The organism is Streptomyces xingningensis (assembly GCF_054957865.1).
Window position 1 is genome coordinate 98996 of record NZ_JBDJPF010000005.1, and the last position, 17065, is coordinate 116060.

The 17065-nt window shown below is 70.0% G+C and carries 20 protein-coding genes and 2 pseudogenes; 13 read left to right on the top strand and 9 right to left on the bottom strand.

Annotated features, from left to right (window positions below):
* Positions 1-286: 286 nt before the first annotated feature.
* The gene (locus ABCR83_RS04490) at positions 287-526 is read right to left on the bottom strand and encodes a chaplin (protein ID WP_462693520.1); all 240 of its coding nucleotides are present in this window, start codon (positions 524-526) and stop codon (positions 287-289) included.
* A gap of 265 nt (positions 527-791) precedes the next feature.
* Here ABCR83_RS04490 and ABCR83_RS04495 point away from each other — a divergent pair, with 265 nt between their 5' ends.
* From ABCR83_RS04495 to crcB (ABCR83_RS04510), 4 genes are all read left to right on the top strand, one after another.
* Positions 792-2042, top strand: coding sequence for a styrene monooxygenase/indole monooxygenase family protein (locus ABCR83_RS04495; protein ID WP_462693447.1), 1251 nt, complete (start codon positions 792-794; stop codon positions 2040-2042).
* A gap of 245 nt (positions 2043-2287) precedes the next feature.
* Positions 2288-2725 carry a fluoride efflux transporter CrcB gene (gene crcB / locus ABCR83_RS04500; RefSeq protein ID WP_462693448.1) on the top strand — a complete coding sequence of 146 codons (438 nt, stop codon included), beginning with the start codon at positions 2288-2290 and terminating at the stop codon, positions 2723-2725.
* Positions 2722-3066: a DUF190 domain-containing protein gene (locus ABCR83_RS04505; protein WP_462693449.1), complete on the top strand. Its 345-nt coding sequence runs from the start codon at positions 2722-2724 to the stop codon at positions 3064-3066. Before crcB (ABCR83_RS04500) ends, ABCR83_RS04505 begins: the two co-directional genes overlap by 4 nt.
* The gene (gene crcB, locus ABCR83_RS04510) at positions 3063-3413 is read left to right on the top strand and encodes a fluoride efflux transporter CrcB (protein ID WP_462693450.1); all 351 of its coding nucleotides are present in this window, start codon (positions 3063-3065) and stop codon (positions 3411-3413) included. Before ABCR83_RS04505 ends, crcB (ABCR83_RS04510) begins: the two co-directional genes overlap by 4 nt.
* Here the strand turns inward: crcB (ABCR83_RS04510) and ABCR83_RS04515 are convergent.
* Positions 3408-4301, bottom strand: coding sequence for a LysR family transcriptional regulator (locus tag ABCR83_RS04515; protein WP_462693451.1), 894 nt, complete (start codon positions 4299-4301; stop codon positions 3408-3410). The genes crcB (ABCR83_RS04510) and ABCR83_RS04515 overlap by 6 nt on opposite strands.
* Before the next feature lie 87 nt (positions 4302-4388).
* On the opposite strand from ABCR83_RS04515, the gene ABCR83_RS04520 reads away from it, so the two are divergent.
* Genes ABCR83_RS04520 through ABCR83_RS04530 form a run of 3 tightly spaced genes read left to right on the top strand, consistent with a single transcriptional unit; the run spans position 4389 to position 7791 of the window.
* Positions 4389-5093, top strand: a complete 705-nt coding sequence (locus ABCR83_RS04520; protein WP_462693452.1) for a succinate dehydrogenase cytochrome b subunit — start codon at positions 4389-4391, stop codon at positions 5091-5093.
* Positions 5094-5095: 2 nt separating this feature from the next.
* The gene (locus ABCR83_RS04525) at positions 5096-7042 is read left to right on the top strand and encodes a fumarate reductase/succinate dehydrogenase flavoprotein subunit (RefSeq protein ID WP_462693453.1); all 1947 of its coding nucleotides are present in this window, start codon (positions 5096-5098) and stop codon (positions 7040-7042) included.
* Complete coding sequence (locus ABCR83_RS04530) at positions 7039-7791, top strand: succinate dehydrogenase/fumarate reductase iron-sulfur subunit (RefSeq protein ID WP_462693454.1); 753 nt, start codon at positions 7039-7041, stop codon at positions 7789-7791. Before ABCR83_RS04525 ends, ABCR83_RS04530 begins: the two co-directional genes overlap by 4 nt.
* Here ABCR83_RS04530 and ABCR83_RS04535 read toward each other — a convergent pair.
* The 3 genes and pseudogenes from ABCR83_RS04535 to ABCR83_RS04545 form a co-directional block, all read right to left on the bottom strand.
* Positions 7784-7876, bottom strand: a pseudogene (locus tag ABCR83_RS04535) (GNAT family N-acetyltransferase); the annotation flags it as partial. The gene ABCR83_RS04530 and the pseudogene ABCR83_RS04535 overlap by 8 nt on opposite strands.
* A 58-nt stretch (positions 7877-7934) precedes the next feature.
* Positions 7935-8348, bottom strand: a complete 414-nt coding sequence (locus ABCR83_RS04540) for a PIN domain-containing protein (protein WP_462693455.1) — start codon at positions 8346-8348, stop codon at positions 7935-7937.
* On the bottom strand, positions 8330-8614 hold the full coding sequence (locus tag ABCR83_RS04545; protein ID WP_462693456.1) for a hypothetical protein: 285 nt from the start codon (positions 8612-8614) through the stop codon (positions 8330-8332). The genes ABCR83_RS04540 and ABCR83_RS04545 overlap by 19 nt, the downstream gene beginning before the upstream one ends.
* 88 nt (positions 8615-8702) lie before the next feature.
* Between ABCR83_RS04545 and ABCR83_RS04550 the strand changes: the two genes are divergently transcribed.
* Positions 8703-9308 (top strand): DUF1707 SHOCT-like domain-containing protein, encoded by a 606-nt coding sequence (locus ABCR83_RS04550; RefSeq protein WP_462693457.1) that lies wholly within the window; start codon positions 8703-8705, stop codon positions 9306-9308.
* Between the two features lie 15 nt (positions 9309-9323).
* Here ABCR83_RS04550 and ABCR83_RS04555 read toward each other — a convergent pair.
* Positions 9324-9470, bottom strand: a pseudogene (locus ABCR83_RS04555) (DUF6255 family natural product biosynthesis protein); the annotation flags it as partial.
* On the bottom strand, positions 9467-9622 hold the full coding sequence (locus tag ABCR83_RS04560) for a hypothetical protein (protein WP_462693458.1): 156 nt from the start codon (positions 9620-9622) through the stop codon (positions 9467-9469). The pseudogene ABCR83_RS04555 and the gene ABCR83_RS04560, both read right to left, overlap by 4 nt.
* 99 nt (positions 9623-9721) lie before the next feature.
* On the opposite strand from ABCR83_RS04560, the gene ABCR83_RS04565 reads away from it, so the two are divergent.
* The 5 genes from ABCR83_RS04565 (at position 9722) to ABCR83_RS04585 (ending at position 14984) form a co-directional block, all read left to right on the top strand.
* Positions 9722-10543: a helix-turn-helix domain-containing protein gene (locus tag ABCR83_RS04565; protein WP_462693459.1), complete on the top strand. Its 822-nt coding sequence runs from the start codon at positions 9722-9724 to the stop codon at positions 10541-10543.
* Positions 10540-10878 (top strand): DUF397 domain-containing protein, encoded by a 339-nt coding sequence (locus ABCR83_RS04570; protein ID WP_462693460.1) that lies wholly within the window; start codon positions 10540-10542, stop codon positions 10876-10878. Before ABCR83_RS04565 ends, ABCR83_RS04570 begins: the two co-directional genes overlap by 4 nt.
* Positions 10879-11047: 169 nt before the next feature.
* Positions 11048-13066 (top strand): serine/threonine-protein kinase, encoded by a 2019-nt coding sequence (locus tag ABCR83_RS04575; RefSeq protein ID WP_462693461.1) that lies wholly within the window; start codon positions 11048-11050, stop codon positions 13064-13066.
* Positions 13067-13204: 138 nt separating this feature from the next.
* The gene (locus ABCR83_RS04580) at positions 13205-13636 is read left to right on the top strand and encodes a nuclear transport factor 2 family protein (RefSeq protein WP_462693462.1); all 432 of its coding nucleotides are present in this window, start codon (positions 13205-13207) and stop codon (positions 13634-13636) included.
* A 733-nt stretch (positions 13637-14369) separates the two neighbouring features.
* The gene (locus ABCR83_RS04585) at positions 14370-14984 is read left to right on the top strand and encodes a hypothetical protein (RefSeq protein ID WP_462693463.1); all 615 of its coding nucleotides are present in this window, start codon (positions 14370-14372) and stop codon (positions 14982-14984) included.
* Here the strand turns inward: ABCR83_RS04585 and ABCR83_RS04590 are convergent.
* On the bottom strand, positions 14969-16468 hold the full coding sequence (locus ABCR83_RS04590) for a PH domain-containing protein (protein WP_462693464.1): 1500 nt from the start codon (positions 16466-16468) through the stop codon (positions 14969-14971). The two genes, ABCR83_RS04585 and ABCR83_RS04590, sit on opposite strands and share 16 nt — an antisense overlap.
* Positions 16465-16986, bottom strand: coding sequence for a PH domain-containing protein (locus ABCR83_RS04595; protein WP_462693465.1), 522 nt, complete (start codon positions 16984-16986; stop codon positions 16465-16467). Before ABCR83_RS04595 ends, ABCR83_RS04590 begins: the two co-directional genes overlap by 4 nt.
* Positions 16987-17065 lie beyond the last annotated feature (79 nt).

The following is a 17065-nucleotide window of genomic DNA, read 5'->3' on the forward strand; positions in this document are numbered from 1 at the left end:
GGTCGCCCGCACCTTCTCGGCCCGGCTGCTGGTGCCCGGCCCGGTCGTCGGCGGCCACCGGCTGGACGGCTTCGCGGGCCGCTGGCTGGTCGGCAACGGCCTGGTCGTCACGGCGATCGCGCTGCCCGCCGCGGCCGCCGCGGCGAGCGCGGAACCGGTCGCGCGCAGCGGATCCCGCAACACGGCGGACGCGAGCGTGGCGCCCGCCGACCGAGTCGGGGGCGCCACGCAAGGGGACGGTTCCGCTTGTGGCGGGCGTCCCGGCTGTGGACGCGAGGTCCGTGCGTCAGCCGTTGACGCAGGTGTTGCCACTCGCCGCGTTCAGCAGGGCGACGATGTCGATGGAGTTGCCACAGAGGTTGATGGGGAGGTGGATCGGGACCTGGATGACATCGCCCGAGAGGATGCCGGGGGACCCTACGGCAGCGCCCTTGGCGCCCGCGTCGGCTACGGCGGTGCCGGTGACGCCGGCAAGAGCGACGCCCATGGTGGCGGTCAGGACAGCCGCCTTGGCGAATCGTGACATGTGGTGACACCTTTGTTCGGTCTGACGGAACGAGCTCACGGCCGGTGACGGCCGGAGCCCGGATAAACGGCCAAAAGCCACAAAGGTTTCGTCTGTGAAGCGTACGGGTGACAGAACACCGTCACAGGCGATCTGTCCTGATTGATCCCGTAATGCAGCATCGGATCGCAGGTCCTGGACCTGGCAGGGCACCCGGGCGCCGTCTGTACAGCGGACGGCCGCGCCGGTTACAACACAGGGGGCACAACCGGTGCGGGAGGCAGCGATGCGCAGGATCGCGATCGTCGGCGCGGGGCAGGCGGGGCTGCAGCTGGCCCTGGGGCTCCAGGCCGCACAACCCGAGGGGTACGAGATCCTGGTGATCTCGGCCCGTACGCCCGAGGAGATCCGCGCCGGGCGGGTGCAGTCCACCCAGCAGATGTTCGGCCCGGCACGCGCCCATGAACGGGCGGCGGGCCTGAACCTGTGGGACGAGACCGCACCTCCGATCACCGGAGCCCGACTGGCCACGGCCGACCCGCCCGGCACCCTCGCCCGCGCCTTCACCGCCACCCTCGACCAGCCCGCGCAGTCGGTGGACCTGCGGGTGAAGACCGCGCGCTGGCTGGAGCTGTTCGAAGAACGCGGCGGCCGGGTCGAATACCGCTCGGTCACCCCCGAGGAACTGCCCGCCCTGGCCTCCGCGCACGAGCTGACCCTGATCGCCTCCGGCCGGGGGCCGCTCGGGGAGATCTTCGGCCGCGATGAACGCCACAGCCCCTACGACCGCCCGCAGCGCGCCATCGCCGTTGTCTACCTGCATGGCGTCGCCCCCCACCCGCAACTGCCGTCCCGGCTGCGGATGACCTCGACCCCCGGCGTGGGCGAGGCCTTCGTGCTGCCCGGGCTGACCCTCTCCGGGCCCTGCGACATGCTGATGATCGAGGGCGTACCGGACGGCCCCTTCGACTGCTGGCGGGACCACACCACCCCGGACGCGGTGCTCGAACGGGCCCTGGAACTGCTGCGCCGCTACGTCCCCTGGGAGTACGAGCTGTGCGCGGACGCCGAACCGACCGACGCCGGGGCCATGCTCAAGGGCGGCCTCACCCCGGTCGTACGCCACCCCACCGCCGAGCTCGCCCCGGACACCCATGTGCTGGGCATGGCCGACGCGCTCGTCCTCAACGACCCGCTCACCGGCCAGGGTTCCAACAGCGCGGCACACTGCGCCGCCCACTACCTCCGCTCGATCCTGGACCGCGACCGGCGGCCCTTCGACCGGGCCTGGATGCAGGAGACCTTCGCCGGCTGGTGGGAGCACGCCCGGCACACCACCACCTTCAGCAACCTGGTGCTGGGCCCGCTGCCCGAACACGCCCGGCGCCTGGTGACCGCCGCGGCCGAACACCCGGCCGTCGCCCACCGCTACATCAACGGATTCGCCGACCCGGCCGACTACCAGGACTGGTTCCTGGACGCCGACCGGGCCGACGCCTATCTGACCGCGGTCACCGGACGGCCGCCCACCGCCTGAGCGGTCTCGGGGAAGTGGGGTGCGTTCCCGCGTCGTCCGGTGCGTTCCCCCAAGCTCTCGACTTCGCTCGAGCAGGAAGGTACCCCCTTCGGCGTGGCGGCCAACGGCCTTCGTAGTGGGCTACTCAGGCCGTTGGCCGGTGCGGCGGGAGGGCGTGCCGGGCGGCGCGGGGGCGTGCCCCACTTCCCCGAGACCGCTCAGGGGCCCGCGGGGCGGCACCCGGGGAAACGCAGTAGCGTGACCCGGTGAGCACGTCATCGCCTGCAACAGCCACCACGGCACCCCGCCACTGGCCGGTGGTCTGCGCCGTGTCGCTCGGCGGCGGCGTGGGCGGCGCCGCCCGCTACGGCGCCGGACTGCTGTGGCCGACCCCCGACGGGGCCTTCCCGTGGACCACCTTCCTCATCAACGCCATCGGCTGCGCCCTGATCGGCGTACTGCTGGCCGGCATCGCCGAGCGCGGCGCCACCCACCGGCTGGTGCGCCCCTTCCTCGGCACCGGGATCCTCGGCGGCTTCACCACCTTCTCCACCTATGCGGTGGACATCCAGCGGCTGCTCGACGAGGACCGCGCCGGCACCGCGCTGGCCTATCTGGCCGGGACCCTGTCCGCCGCGTTCGCGGCGGTCTGGCTGGCGGCGGCCGCGACCCGCCGGCTGCTGCTCCGGGGGGCGGTCCGGTGAGGCTCCATGGCGACGCGCTCCGGCTGACGGTCCTCCTCGGCGAGTCGGACCAGGTCCACGGCAGGCCGCTCTACTCCGAGATCGTCCACCGCGCCCATGCGGCCTCGCTCGCGGGCGCCAGCGTCTTCCGCGGCATCGAGGGCTTCGGCGCGTCCTCCCTGATCCACACCGCGCGGCTGCTGTCGCTGAGCGAGGACCTGCCGGTGGCCGTCGTCATCGTGGACACCGAGGAGCGGGTGCGGGCCTTCCTGCCCGAACTCGGTGAACTGGCGGGCGAGGGCTGCCTGGTGACCCTCGACCGGGTCGAGGTCCTGCACTACCGGGGGTCGGCCGCCGAGTGAACTGGCTCCTCGTCATCGCCGGCGCCATGGCCGGCGCCCCTTTGCGCTACCTCACCGACCGTGCCGTGCAGTCCCGCCATGACTCCGTCTTCCCCTGGGGCACCTTTGTGGTGAACGTGGCCGGATGCTTCGTCCTGGGCGTCCTGACCGGCGCCGCCCCGGAGCGGCTGCGGCTGCTGCTGGGCACGGGGCTGTGCGGGGCGCTGACGACCTATTCGACGTTTTCCTACGAGACGATGCGGCTGGCCCAGGACGGCGCCCGGGGCTACGCGGCGGCCAATGCCGTGGCGAGCGTGGTGTGCGGGCTGGGCGCGGCCTTCGCGGGGGTGGCGGTGGGACGGCTATGACCCGCCCGCTGCCAGATGCTCCAGCAGCACCGCCCACAACTCCCGTGCCGCGCGCGGCGGCGGGGCGTCCTTGCGGTGTGCCACCGCGATCGTACGGCGCATCCGGTCGCCCTCGAACGGAGTGACCCGCAGCCCGGAGCGGGCCGCGACCATGCCGGGGACGACGGCGATGCCCAGCCCGGCCCGGACGAAGCCGAGGACGGCGTCCATCTCGCCGCCCTCCACTGTGTAGGAGGGGTCGAAGCCCGCCGCCCGGCACGCGGCGGTGGTGATCTCGCGCAGGTCATAGCCCCGCCGGAACATCACCATCGGCAGCCCGCGCAGCTCCTCGACCCGCAGCCGGCCCCGGCGGGTGGGCGCGGGCGCGCCGGGCGCGGAGACCGCGACCAGGTCCTCGCGGAGCAGTTCGGTGGCGGTCAGGGCCGGGGCACCGACCCCGAGCGGGGTGATGACCAGGGCGAGGTCCAGCCCGCCGGCGGCCAGGCTGCGGACCAGGTCCTGCGAGCCGCCCTCGTCGATGAGCAGCTCGATGCCCGGATAGCGCGCGTGATAGGTGCGCAGCACATCGGGGACCAGGCTGGCGCACAGGCTCGGCGGCGCCCCCAGCCGCACCCGTCCCCGCCGTAGCTGTACGACCTCCTGCACCTCCCGGCGCGCGGTTTCCGCGTCGGCGAGGATCCGGCGGGCCAGCGGCAGCAGCGCCTCACCCGCATCGGTGAGCGTGATGTTGCCCCGGGCCCGGTGGAAGAGGTCGGCGCCCAGTTCCCGCTCCAGCGCCCGGATCTGCTGGGAAAGCGAGGGCTGGGCGACATGCAGCGCCTCGGCGGCCCGGGTGAAGTGACGGACTTCGGCGAGGGTGGCGAAGTAACTGAGCTGCTGAAATTGCACATGACCATGCTAAATAGGCTTTCCCTATGGAAACCAGCCGGACCATGTCTTGGACGCATGCAAGCGTGCCGACCTAGCGTCGGCGGCATGGCACTGGCGACCCGGACGGACCGGCCTCCGTCCCTCATCGGCTCCGTGTGGCGCTCGACCGTCGGCAAGAAGGCGGTCATGGCGGTCACCGGCTTGATCATGCTGGCGTACCTGGTCGCTCACTTGCTGGGCAATCTGAAGGTCTTCTTCGGGGCCGGGGAGTTCAACCACTACGGGAACTGGATCCGCACCGTCGGCGAGCCCTTCCTGCACCATGAGTGGTTCCTGTGGATCGCCCGGGTCGGGCTCACCGTGTCGGTGGTGCTGCACGGAGTGGCCGCGTACCAGCTGAGCCGCCGCGACCTCGCCGCGCGCCCCGCCAAATACCAGGGCAAGCGACAGCGCACCAGCTATGCCACCCGCACCATGCGCTGGGGTGGGGTGATCATCGTGCTCTTCATCGTCTGGCACATCCTGGACCTCACCACGCTCACCGTGAACCCCAACGCCCAGGAGGGCCACCCGTACGAGAACCTGGTCGCCTCCTTCGACCGCTGGTACGTCAACCTCTTCTACATCCTCGCGATGCTCGCCCTCGGCCTGCACATCCGCCATGGCTTCTGGAGCGCCGCCCAGACCCTGGGCGCCAACTCCCCCCGCCGGGACCGGGTGTTCAAGGCCCTCGCCAATGTCCTGGCGGCCGTGCTGACCCTTGGCTTCATCTCCATCCCCATCGGTGTCATGACGGGAGTCGTGAGCTGAACATGACCGACTACACCCACTACTCGACCGGCGAACCCGTCGCCGACACCAAGGCCCCCGCCGGCCCCATCGCCGAACGCTGGGACCGGCGCCGCTTCGACGCCAAGCTGGTCAACCCCGCCAACCGCCGCAAGCACACCGTGATCGTCGTCGGCACCGGCCTGGCGGGCGGCGCGGCCGGGGCGACCCTCGCCGAACAGGGCTACCACGTCGTCCAGTTCTGCTACCAGGACTCGCCCCGCCGCGCCCACTCCATCGCCGCCCAGGGCGGCATCAACGCGGCCAAGAACTACCGCAACGACGGCGACTCCATCCACCGGCTCTTCTACGACACCGTCAAGGGCGGCGACTTCCGCGCCCGGGAGTCCAATGTCCACCGCCTGGCCCAGGTCTCGGTCGAGATCATCGACCAGTGCGTGGCCCAGGGCGTGCCCTTCGCCCGCGAGTACGGCGGCCTGCTGGACACCCGCTCCTTCGGCGGCGTCCAGGTCTCCCGCACCTTCTACGCCCGCGGCCAGACCGGCCAGCAGCTACTGCTCGGCGCCTACCAGGCGCTCTCCCGCCAAATCGCCGCGGGGAACGTGGAGATGCACCCGCGCACCGAGATGCTGGACCTGATCGTCATCGACGGACGGGCCCGGGGCATCGTCGCCCGCGACCTGATCACCGGCGCCGTCAGCACCCACTTCGCCGATGCGGTGGTACTGGCCTCCGGCGGCTACGGCAATGTCTTCTACCTCTCCACCAACGCCAAGAACTCCAATGCCACCGCCGTCTGGCGGGCCCACCGGCGCGGCGCCTACTTCGCCAACCCCTGCTTCACCCAGATCCACCCCACCTGCATCCCGCGCTCCGGCGACCACCAGTCCAAGCTGACGCTGATGAGCGAGTCGCTGCGCAACGACGGCCGCATCTGGGTCCCCAAGGCCAAGGGCGACACCCGCCCGCCCGCCGAGATCCCCGAGGACGAGCGCGACTACTACCTGGAGCGCATCTACCCCTCCTTCGGCAACCTGGTCCCCCGCGACATCGCCTCCCGCGCCGCGAAGAACGTCTGCGACGAGGGCCGGGGCGTGGGCCCCGGCGGCCAGGGCGTCTACCTGGACTTCGCCGACGCGATCGAACGGATGGGCCGGGCGGCCGTCGAGGAGAAGTACGGCAACCTCTTCGAGATGTACGAGCGGATCACCGCCGAGAACCCGTACCAGGTGCCGATGCGCATCTACCCGGCGATCCACTACACCATGGGCGGGCTCTGGGTCGACTACGACCTCCAGACCACCATCCCCGGCCTGTTCGCCATCGGCGAGGCCAACTTCTCCGACCACGGCGCCAACCGGCTGGGCGCCTCGGCGCTGATGCAGGGCCTGGCCGACGGCTACTTCGTCCTCCCCTCCACCATCAACGACTACCTCGCCCGCCACCCCCACGAAGAGGTCCCGCCCGACCACCCGGCGGTCACCGAGGCGGTCACCGAAGTCACCGGCCGGCTGGCGAGGCTGCTGGCCAACGACGGCGACCGCACCCCCGACTCCTTCCACCGCGAGATCGGTGAACTCCTCTGGGACGAATGCGGAATGGCCCGCACCGACACCGGGCTGCGCAAGGCGCTGGACCGCATCCCCGCCCTCCGGGAGGAGTTCTGGCGCCGGATCAAGGTCCCCGGCACCGGTGAGGAGCTCAACCAGTCCCTGGAGAAGGCCAATCGCATCGTCGACTACCTCGAGCTGGCCGAGCTGATGTGCCTGGACGCCCTGCACCGCACGGAGTCCTGCGGCGGCCACTTCCGCGAGGAGAGCCGGACCGAGGAGGGCGAGGCGGCCCGCAAGGACGAGGAGTTCTCCTACGCGGCCGCCTGGGAGTTCACGGGTACCGGCGCCGCACCCGTCCTCCACAAGGAAGACCTGACCTTCGACTACGTCCACCCCACGCAGAGGAGCTACGCGTGAATCTCACCCTGCGCATCTGGCGCCAGCGCAACTCCGAGGACGCCGGCGCCATGACCACCTACGAGGTCAAGGGCATCAGCGAGGACATGTCCTTCCTCGAGATGCTCGACCACCTCAACGAGGAGCTCATCCTCGCCGGTGACGAGCCGGTCGCCTTTGACCACGACTGCCGCGAGGGCATCTGCGGTGCCTGCGGCATGGTGATCAACGGCCAGGCCCACGGCCCCGAACGCACCACCACCTGCCAGCTCCATATGCGCCACTTCACCGACGGCGACACCATCGACGTCGAGCCCTGGCGCGCCGCGGCCTTCCCCGTCGTCAAGGACCTGGTCGTGGACCGCTCCGCCTTCGACCGCATCATCGGTGCGGGCGGCTATGTCTCCGTCCCCACCGGCGCGGCACCGGAGGCCCATGCCACGCCGATCCCCAAGCCCGCCGCCGACCTCGCCTTCGAGCACGCCGAATGCATCGGCTGCGGAGCCTGCGTCGCCGCCTGCCCCAACGGCTCGGCGATGCTGTTCACCTCGGCCAAGGTGGTGCACCTGAACGTCCTGCCGCAGGGTGCCCCCGAGCGCGAATCCCGGGTGCTGGACATGGTCGGCACCATGGACGAGCAGGGCTTCGGCGGCTGCACCAACACCGGCGAGTGCGCAGTCGCCTGCCCCAAGGGGATCCCGCTGTCGGCGATAGCGACCATGAACCGGGAGTACCTGCGGGCCACGGTCAAGGGCGGGCGCAAGCGCTAGCGCCTCGGGTCTCGGACTCGCGGAGCACGAGCCGTTCGGCCCTTATCGGGGCAGGTGGCCAGGCGAGGGGTCCGAGTCCAGTCATGGCCCTGGGCCGGCGGGCACGCCTCGGAATTCGGTTCACTCATGGGTAAAGCGGCCCACTACACGGCGATGAGCCGGACCCGGTCGGCGCAGAGCTTGGTCATGTCATCCACATCGGAGGTCAATATGACCACGGGGCGCTGCTGCCTGAGAGCGATCGCCGCCACAGCAGCATCGATGGCGTACTTGTGACCGTGCAGCCCAGCCCCCATCAACAGCTCGGAAGCAGCCTTGGCCTCCTCCTCCCCCACTGCGACCACCCGAAGACCGGAAAGCACCCAGCCCAGCCGGGCCTTGTCGGTACGACCGTGCACGGCCTCGATGACCGTGAGTGCGCAGATCACCGCCTCCATCCCTCGTCGCCGCGCCTCCGCGACCAGGGCGACCGTCGGTTCGTCATCGCTCAGCAGCTTGGACAGGCCCTCACTGTCCAGGACCAGCGTCCCTTCATGGCTCAGCTTGCGGCGGGCCACTGCTCCTCCTCGCCGAAGACCTCGTCGAAGAGCCGACGGGCCCGCTCCTGGGCAGGTTCGGACACCGGGCCCTTACGACGCTCGTAGTCGGCCAGATACTCGTCCAGGATCTGCCCCCGCAGTTCACGCTCCACAGCAGCGGTGATGAATGCGGAGAACTCGCGCTTGCCGACCCGTGCACGGATCGCGGCCGCAGTCCCCTCGGGCAAGGAGAGACTGACCCGGGTGGCCGGGCCCTCCCCAATGCTGTACGTCATCTCAGACATGTCCCGAGTTTATCAAACGAGTAGGAATTACTGCAGCGCTTCACAAGCCTCGAGCAGCATGGGGAGCGTTCGTCCTTATGATGAACTCATGACCGCCCATCTGCCGGAACCCACGCCCGACAGCGAGCTTCGCGCCTCCCACGCCGAACGCGAGGCGGTGGTGGAACGCCTCCAGGCAGCCGCGGTCGAAGGCCGCATCGACTTCGCCGAGCTGGACACCCGGGTCGAGCAGGCCCTGAACGCCAAGAGCCGGGCCGAGCTGGCCCTATTGACCGCCGACCTGCCGGTGCCGGTGGCCGCCGTGCCCGACCCGGGCAAGCCGGTGGTCATCAAGGCCGGAGCGGCGGGCGCTGCCCGGCGGGGCCCCTGGCAGGTACCGGCGCACATCATCGCGCACGGCAACATGGGCGGCCTCGTTCTCGACTTCACCCGGACCACCACCCGGCTGCCCGAGATCCAGATCGAGCTGCACGGCAAGATGGGCGGCATCAAGATCGTCGTCCCGGAGGGCTGGGGAGTGGAGATCGGGGACTTCAACTCCGGCTTGGGCGGCCTCAAGGACAGGACTTCCCATGACCGGCTCCCGGACGCCCCGGTGCTGCGCCTCTCCGGCAACGGCGGCATGGGGGGCGTGGTCATCCGCAACCCCGGCGCCCTTGAGCGCCGCAAGCTGAGGCGTGAGCTGGAACGCTGAGCCCCGGGCGGTGACGGTGGGGGCGGTCCTCCGCTGCGGTGGTACGTCCCGCCACAGCGCGCCATAACCCGGGAACCGGCGGATCCCACAACTCCCGCACACCGCCGCGCCATCGGCCTCGCTCCACGAGGCGCGCGGGTGCGTGCAGAGCGGCGGGGTCATCCGTGGGCCACCCGGAGGTGGCGGCCCATCGCCTCGATCCACTCCTGCGCGGTGGCGCGGTCGCCCACGCGGGCGGCGGCGTTGTAGGCGGACCTGATCTGGCGGCAGTCGGGACAGGGGGCGGTGTGGGGGCGTGGGGAGTTGTCGGGCATGCGGCTACCTCTTCGGGTGGTCAACTACTGGGTGTGTGTCCAGCGTTGCGGTCCGCGAGTACGCTCCGACAGGGGGTTGCCGATAACAACGGAGAAGTTATGACCGCCGAGACCGACTCAGCGCCTGATCCCACATCGTCGATGCTGGCCTTCTTCGGGTCCGAGCTGCTTCGGTTACGCAAGGAGGCGGGGCTGTCCCAGGGGGAGACGGCGAAGCTGGCACATACGACGCAGGCGATGATCAGCTATGTGGAGGGCGCGAAGCGGGTGCCGTCGGAGGAGCTGGCGCGGGATCTCGATGAGGCGTTCGGGGCGGGCGGGCATTTTGGGCGACTGCACCCGCTGGTGGTCAAGTTCGCTTATCCGAGCTGGTTTTTGCCGTTTGTGGAGCTGGAACGGGACGCGGCGACCTTTCGATCGTTCGAAGGGCAGGTCATCCCCGGCTTGTTGCAGACCGAGAACTACGCGCGGTCCTTGTTCAGTGCCGTACGCCCGGACAATCTCGATGAGCTGGTCGCAGTCCGCATGACACGACAAGGCATCTTCGAGCGTGAGTCACCACCACGCACTTGGTTCATCATCGACGAGTACGTCTTGTTCCGCCACATCGGCGGGCCTGCAGTAATGCGAGCACAACTCGAACACCTGCTGACAGCAGGCGAAGCGCCACGCAATGTCATCCAGGTCATTCCATCCAGCATCGCTGCGCATCCAGGACTTGAAGGGCCCTTTATGATCCTCGGCTTCGATGAAGGATCGGATGTGCTCTATGCGGACGGCTTCTCTCAAGGCCGGATGACCGCCGACGCCCTCGACGTCAGCTGTGCGGCTCACACCTACGATCTGCTCAGGGCAGCAGCTCTGTCGCCCGAAGCGTCCGCCGAACTGATCAAGGCCCGCCTGAAGGAGTTCCGTAAATGATCAGCGCAAGTCGGTTGCACATCGCTTGGCGCAAGAGCAGCTACAGCAGCACCAACGGTGGGAACTGCATAGAGGTGGGTGAATCACTCAACGGTCCCATACGCCCCGAATGGCGTAAGAGCAGCTACAGCAGCAACAACGGCGGCGCCTGTGTAGAGATAGGCGACACGTTTAACAACCTCATACGCTCCGCCTGGACCGAGTCCATCCCAGTCCGCGACAGCAAGCGCCCCCAAGGCCCCGCCCTGACCGTCCCCACCCCCGCCTGGCAAGCCTTCATCGCCTGGAGCCGCACCAGGTCCAACGTCGGCAGCCTCGCCGCCGCAGCCGAATAGCGAACAGGCCTGAAGGCCGGGGCATCCTCGGAGGGGGCCGGCGAGAGTGAAACCAACCGCCCGGCGGTTGTCGTGTCAGCTTCAGACGCAGCACACTCAACTCACGGAACTGGCACGCCGGTTCCTCTGCCGGGCACCGGCTGGGGGACCGAGGGGGAGGTGACGGGGGATGTCCGGCATAGGCATCCGGCCGCTCGGTGAGGACGACCCGAAGCGGCTCGGGCCCTACCGGCTGCTGTGGCGGCTCACTTCGGGCGGCATGGGGCGGATCTACCTGGCGCGGGCCAGGGCGGGCAGCCCGCTGGTCGCGGTCAAGACACTGCTCACCGAGGGTGTGGTCAGCGAGCCCGACCGGAAGCGGTTCGCCCGCGAGGTGGAGCTGGCCCGGCGGGTCGACAGCGCCTATACGGCCCGGGTGCTCGATGCCGACGCGCGGGCCGGGCAGCCCTGGATGGCCATCGAATACGTTCCGGCGCCCTCCCTCGGCGAACTGGTCGGCGCGGCGGGGCCGTTGCCGCCCTCGGCGCTGTCCTGGGTCGCGGCCGGAGCCATACAGGTGTTACTCGCCCTGCACGACAAGGGTGTCGTACACCGTGACATCAAGCCCCAGAACATCCTGCTGCCCCTTGCCGGGCCTCTGGTCATCGACTTCGGGATCTCGCACGCGATCGACAAGACCACGACCTCGCTGACGCTGGGCACCATCGACTACACCTCCCCGGAGCAGGCGCACGGCAAGAGCTCCACCAACGCGTCCGATGTGTTCTCGCTGGGCGCGACGCTCTTCCACCTCGCCGTAGGCCGCTCGCCCTATCCCCTGGCCGATGAGGGCCCTCTCCAGCGGCTGGCCCGCGTACAGGCCGGCAAGCTCGACCTGGCCGGGCTCCCCGCGGAACTGGCCTCGCTGATCCGCCCGTGCCTGGCCTTCGAGCCCCGCAAACGCCCCGCCCTCGACGACCTGTTGGTGAGTTTCCTGCAGCATGCCGACCGGACGTCCACGCGGCAGCGCGACCACCACTGGCTGCCGGTCCGGTGGACGGCGCTGATCGCCGCGTACGAGGCGCACGGGCGGGCGCTGAGCACGGACCAGGGCGCCGCGGCCGCGATGGCCGACGAGCACACCCGCCCGGCGCCACCGCGGACGCCCACCCGCCTCGACACCCAGGAACAGATCAGGCGCCGGGAGCGGGAACGGCAGGCACGCGAGGCCCGCGAGCGCAGGCACCAGGAGCTGCGCGACCTCGCGGCAGCCGCCGTGCGTGCCAGGGCGCAGGAGGCCGAAAAACAACGGAAGGCGGCACAAAAGCGAGCGGCCAAAGCGAAGCAGCAGGAGGAGGAGCGGCGGAAGGCCGAAGAGCAGCGGAAGTTGGGAGAGAAGGCCGTGGGCTGGCTCGTGGCCGTCGCGCTCGCGATCGGGCTCCTGGTCTGGCACCCCTGGAAGGGCGATGACAAACCGGACGGGAATCGCGACGCGTCGCGCGGTTCCTCGGCCAGCCCGTTCCGGGCCAACCGGAACGGCACCTCCTCCGGCACCTCCGCAGGCACCTCCGGGGGCACATCCTCCGGCACCTCCGCGGGCACCCGGGGAACGGACACCCGCCCTCGCGACACATCCGGCGATTCGGGCAGCCGGCATGACGTGCCCGACCAGCGGACCCGGCCCCCCGCACCGGATTCCACCGAAGAGGCGTTCAAGGCCGTCTCGGCCGGTGACTGTCTGCCCCTCTACGACACCGGCCGCGGCGGCAACACCATCGACTGGAGTGCCAGGGTTCCGCCATCGCCCGTGTCCTGCGGCAGTGACCGGGCGGGCCTGGTCCGTGTCACCAGCACCATGAGCGGGGTCTGCCCCAGCGGCACGGGCAAGTCGTACTGGTCGTATACGGCCGCCTCCGGCAGGACCACAAAGCTGTGCCTCACCCGCATCTACCTCAAGTACTACTGCCTGCTCGGCAGGCAGTCCGGGGACCGGATCTCGATCGGCCCGATGACGGCCGTGGACTGCCGGGCACAGCGGGTTCCCGCCACGTACAACCAGGTCATGCACATCACCGGCGTCTACCGGGCTCCCTTGGGCGCCGGTTCCCGGAACTGCGTCCGGGGGCAATACGACCGGACGCGGTACTGGTCCTGGCTGGTGGACGACGGCGACACCCTGCTGTGCACAAAGATCCACCAGGACGGCTGACCGCCCGGCGCCCTTTCAAGAAGGCTCCCCCTTGACCTCAACCTTGGTTGAGGATGTTGGGTGAGTACTGGCGGCAATCACCGCCGGCCGGACGAAGTCCGGTCGCAAGGACAGTTGAGGACAGTCGAGGAAACAGCCATGACGAACGACACTCTCGCAGTAGGAGCCATTTCGCCGGAGACCCGGGCAGCGGTGACCGGGGTGGTGAAGAGGCTGGAGGAGGCGTTCAACTCCAAGGACGCCATCGCGCTGAGCGAGCAGTTCGCACAGCGGACGTCCTGGTCCAACGCCATGGGCAAGCGGCTGGACGACCGGGAGACGATCGCCGGGTTCAGCGCCCCCGCGATGAAGGGCTTCCTGCGCGACTCCTACGCACGGTACGAGATCGTCAAGCTGTTGGAGATTGCACCCGAAGTGATCGCGGTGAACGTGGCACAGACGCCCACCGACCGTGCGGGCAACCCCGTCGAAGGGGCCCACGGGGCCACGCTCTACGTGATCGCCAAGCAGGCCGGCGACTGGAAGATCGTGGCCGGTCAGAACACGGCAATCGACGCCCCGCCCGCTTGATTCCCCCTGGCAGCCCACTATCGGCCGACAGCGGAACGGGCCGGCGACATCAGGTCATCAGCGGCTCCGGTGCGGCACCGGGTGAGGGTGCCGGCCCGTGAGAACCAGTGTCCCTTCTTGGCTCAGCTTGCGGCAGCCACTGCTCCTCCTCGGCAAAGACCTCGTCGATTCGGTGCCGTCGTCGGGTCGCCGGAGGATGTCAGCGCCTTCACCGCCGGCTGGCACACCCTCGCCTGGGTGACCTTCGGACTGTGGTGCGTGGCACTGCTGCTCACGCTGTTCACCACGGCCGCCTTCGCACCCGGGACCAAAGTCCCTAGGCAGCACAGCCGTTCGCCGATTTCATTGCGTACCAAGTGATTTCGCCCGCCCTGCCCCTGTCCTCACAAGAAGGACAGAACGCAATGAGTCACGTCTCCAGGCGACATCTTCTCGCTCTCACCCCCGCCGTCGGCGTCGCCCGCTCGCTGCAGGAGATAACCGATGAGTGGGGCAAGTGGCTGGCCGGGGAAAGATTCCCCCAGTCAGAAGCGCAGCATTCCCCGGACCATCTCGATCCCGCTCGACCAGCACGGCAAGCCGGTGATGCATTCGGGTCGTTGACGGCGGTACCACTTGGGGCCCGGGCAACGCTCGGGCCCATATACGCCACTCCAGACACGCGTTCGGGAACCTTGTCGTCGCCGACTCACTCCCTATGGGCAGACGTTGCAGCCAAATCCGGAGGAGAAGAATGGCGCCTGTCCCCCTCCGCATGCCACGCCCCGCCGCCGCGGTCGCCGCCGCCCTGGTCCTGGGCCTGGTCACAACGGCCTCCGCCGCCGGGAGCAACCCCGCCCGCCCACTCCCGCAGACCGAGATCGCCACCCTCGCCGGCATCGCAAACGGCTATCTGCAGCAGCGCGCCGACACGGTCACGACTGCCGGGCGCACCCATGCGGTGCGGCACATACCGGCGAACGTCACTCCCGCACTGCGGGGCAAGCTCCACAAGGAGTTCACCCAACTCGCCCGGCAGGGCAGGGAGTACGAGCGGACCGACGGCGGGTACACCCACGCCAAGGTGAATGTCGTTCCCCACACGGCGGTGTGGAAGAGGGACATGGCGACCCTGCTGATCACCGAGAAGACCAGCCTCTACTTCCCCGAACCCAGGCCGGGCGAGCCGGATGCCGAGGGGTATGCGATGGGGCACAAGCTCACCTTCACCCGCAGCCAGGCCGGCGAGCACGGCAAAGGCAAGGGCAAGGGCCACCGCCGGGCCAGGGCGAAGGCAAGGGTCTGGCTGCTCGCCGCCGACAAGCCGGACCTCGGGAGCGACGGACCGTCCACCTACCTTGCGCGCTGACTGGACGGGGCGACCGTCAGGAACTCCCCGACGATCCCGGGCGTCGTCGTGTCCGCGAACGCGGCGGCCTCGCCGGCCGCCATGTCACGGATGCGATACCCGTCCTCGCCCGCCGCGACGGCGGCGGTCACGGTGACCACACCGGCCCGGCGGGCGAAGGGGGTTTCGGTGAAGGTCCAGGCGAGCACGGCGGACCGGTCCAGGGTCACCGTCCGCCGCCACAGGGTGCCGGAGCGGACGATGAGCCAGCGCCCGCGGACGGCATGGCCGAGGGCGCGGTAGGCGTTGCCCGCAAGGGCGTACGCGGTGGGTACGGAGAGCAGCAGCCAGCCGAGCGCGCAGTACAGCAGGACCGGGGTGAGCAGGGCGCCGAGCACGGCCAGGGCGGCCGTCACCGGCAGGACGACCCAGGCCAGCACCCGAACGGCCCACCTGCGCAAGGCGATTCGGGGGTGCGGGAGGAGGTTGTCCGTGTCGATCTGCTCGCCGAGCACCCCGGCCCGTACGCGCAGCGCTTCCGCGTGGGGGGCGGGCGGCAGGATGAAGCTGCGCTTCTTGTTCTCCTCGCGGTTGCCGAGGCCGCCCGCGACGGCGTACACGGTCGCGCCACCACCGGCGCGGAGCAGGATCGGCTCGCAGACCATGACGCCGCGCAGCCGGGCGCGCTCGATCGAGACGGAGCGGGTGGTGAACATGCCGCGGCGGATGCGCAGGGTGGTGGCGTCGCTCCATTCCAGGCGGTAGCGCCACCAGTTCTCGGCGTAGAGGGCGATGGCGCCGACCGAGCCGATCACGGCAACGGCGAGCACGCCCAGCGGAATCGTCAGCCACAGCACCCCGTTGCCGAACTCGTCGAAGGCACGGCGAACGAAGCCGATGCGCCACGGCTTGATGCCCATGCCGTCGATCGCCTTCCACGCCGAGCCGCAGACGGCGAGGACACCGCCGAAGACCCAGAAGGTGAGCGGTGCGTAGCGCAGCCAGCGCGGGTCGGCGGTGGACAGGACGGGGTCGTCGGCGTTCACTCCCCCGGCGCGGGCGAGGAGTTCGCCCTGGAGGCGCTCGGCGTCGGCGCGGGTGAGGGTCTCCAGGGTGAGCCCCTTGCCCTGGCCTCCGGTGCCGGCCCGCAGGACGACCAGGCCCAGCACCCGCTGCACGGGGTTGGCGGTCAGGTCGACGGTGCGGATGCGATGCAGGGGCATCGAGCGGACGTGCCGGGTGAGCAGGCCCGTCCGTACCTCGAGCGCATCGGCGGTGACCCGGAAGCGAGTGCGGCGCCAGGTGGCGAAGCCGATGAGGGTGATGACCGCGAAGGCGGCGGTGATGCAGGCCAGGGTGATCCAGGCCTTCGCCTCCAGGTGCCCGCCGGTGGCCAGCGCGGTGAGGACGAGGGTGCCGAGGGGGGCGCCGAGCCAGGCGCAATGGACCAGCAGCGTACGGGGGTTGAGGCGGCGCCACTGGTCCCGGCGGGCGTGATCGGTCATGCCGCGTCCTCGGGGGTGAGCCGGGCGGCCTCGCTGACCAGCTCGGCCATCCGCCGGGCGTCGGCCTCGGAGAGGCCGGAGATCTTCACGGCGCCCGCGGTGGAGGCGGTGGTGACGGTGACGGTGGCCAGGCCGTAGCGCCGCTGGAGCGGGCCGCGCAGGGTGTCGACGGTCTGGACGCGGGACAGCGGGGCGATGCGCCGCCGTTGCCAGAACCAGCCGCTCGCGGTGTACACCGCTGCCGTCCCCACCTCCCAGGCGTGCACCCGGTAGCGCCAGGCGGGCATGGCCAGCAGATAGCCGAGCGCGGGCAGCACCAGGACGACCAGCAGCAGCGGGACGAGCCAGGGCAGGACGCCGGGGAACAGGAGGACGGACAGGATCAGCAGCGTCACGGCCGTCAGCAGCATCGGGCCGCTCACGGCCAGCAGCGCCTGCATGGTCCACCAGCGGCGCGCCCGGGGATCGACGCGGTTGCGGGGTGGGCGGAGGGTGAGTTGGGTGCCTGCGCCGGTCATGGTGCCCCCAGGGCATTGCAAGTCAGTCGTATTGGCTCCGGTAAGGTATAACAATACGACTGACTTGCCAAAGGGGGGC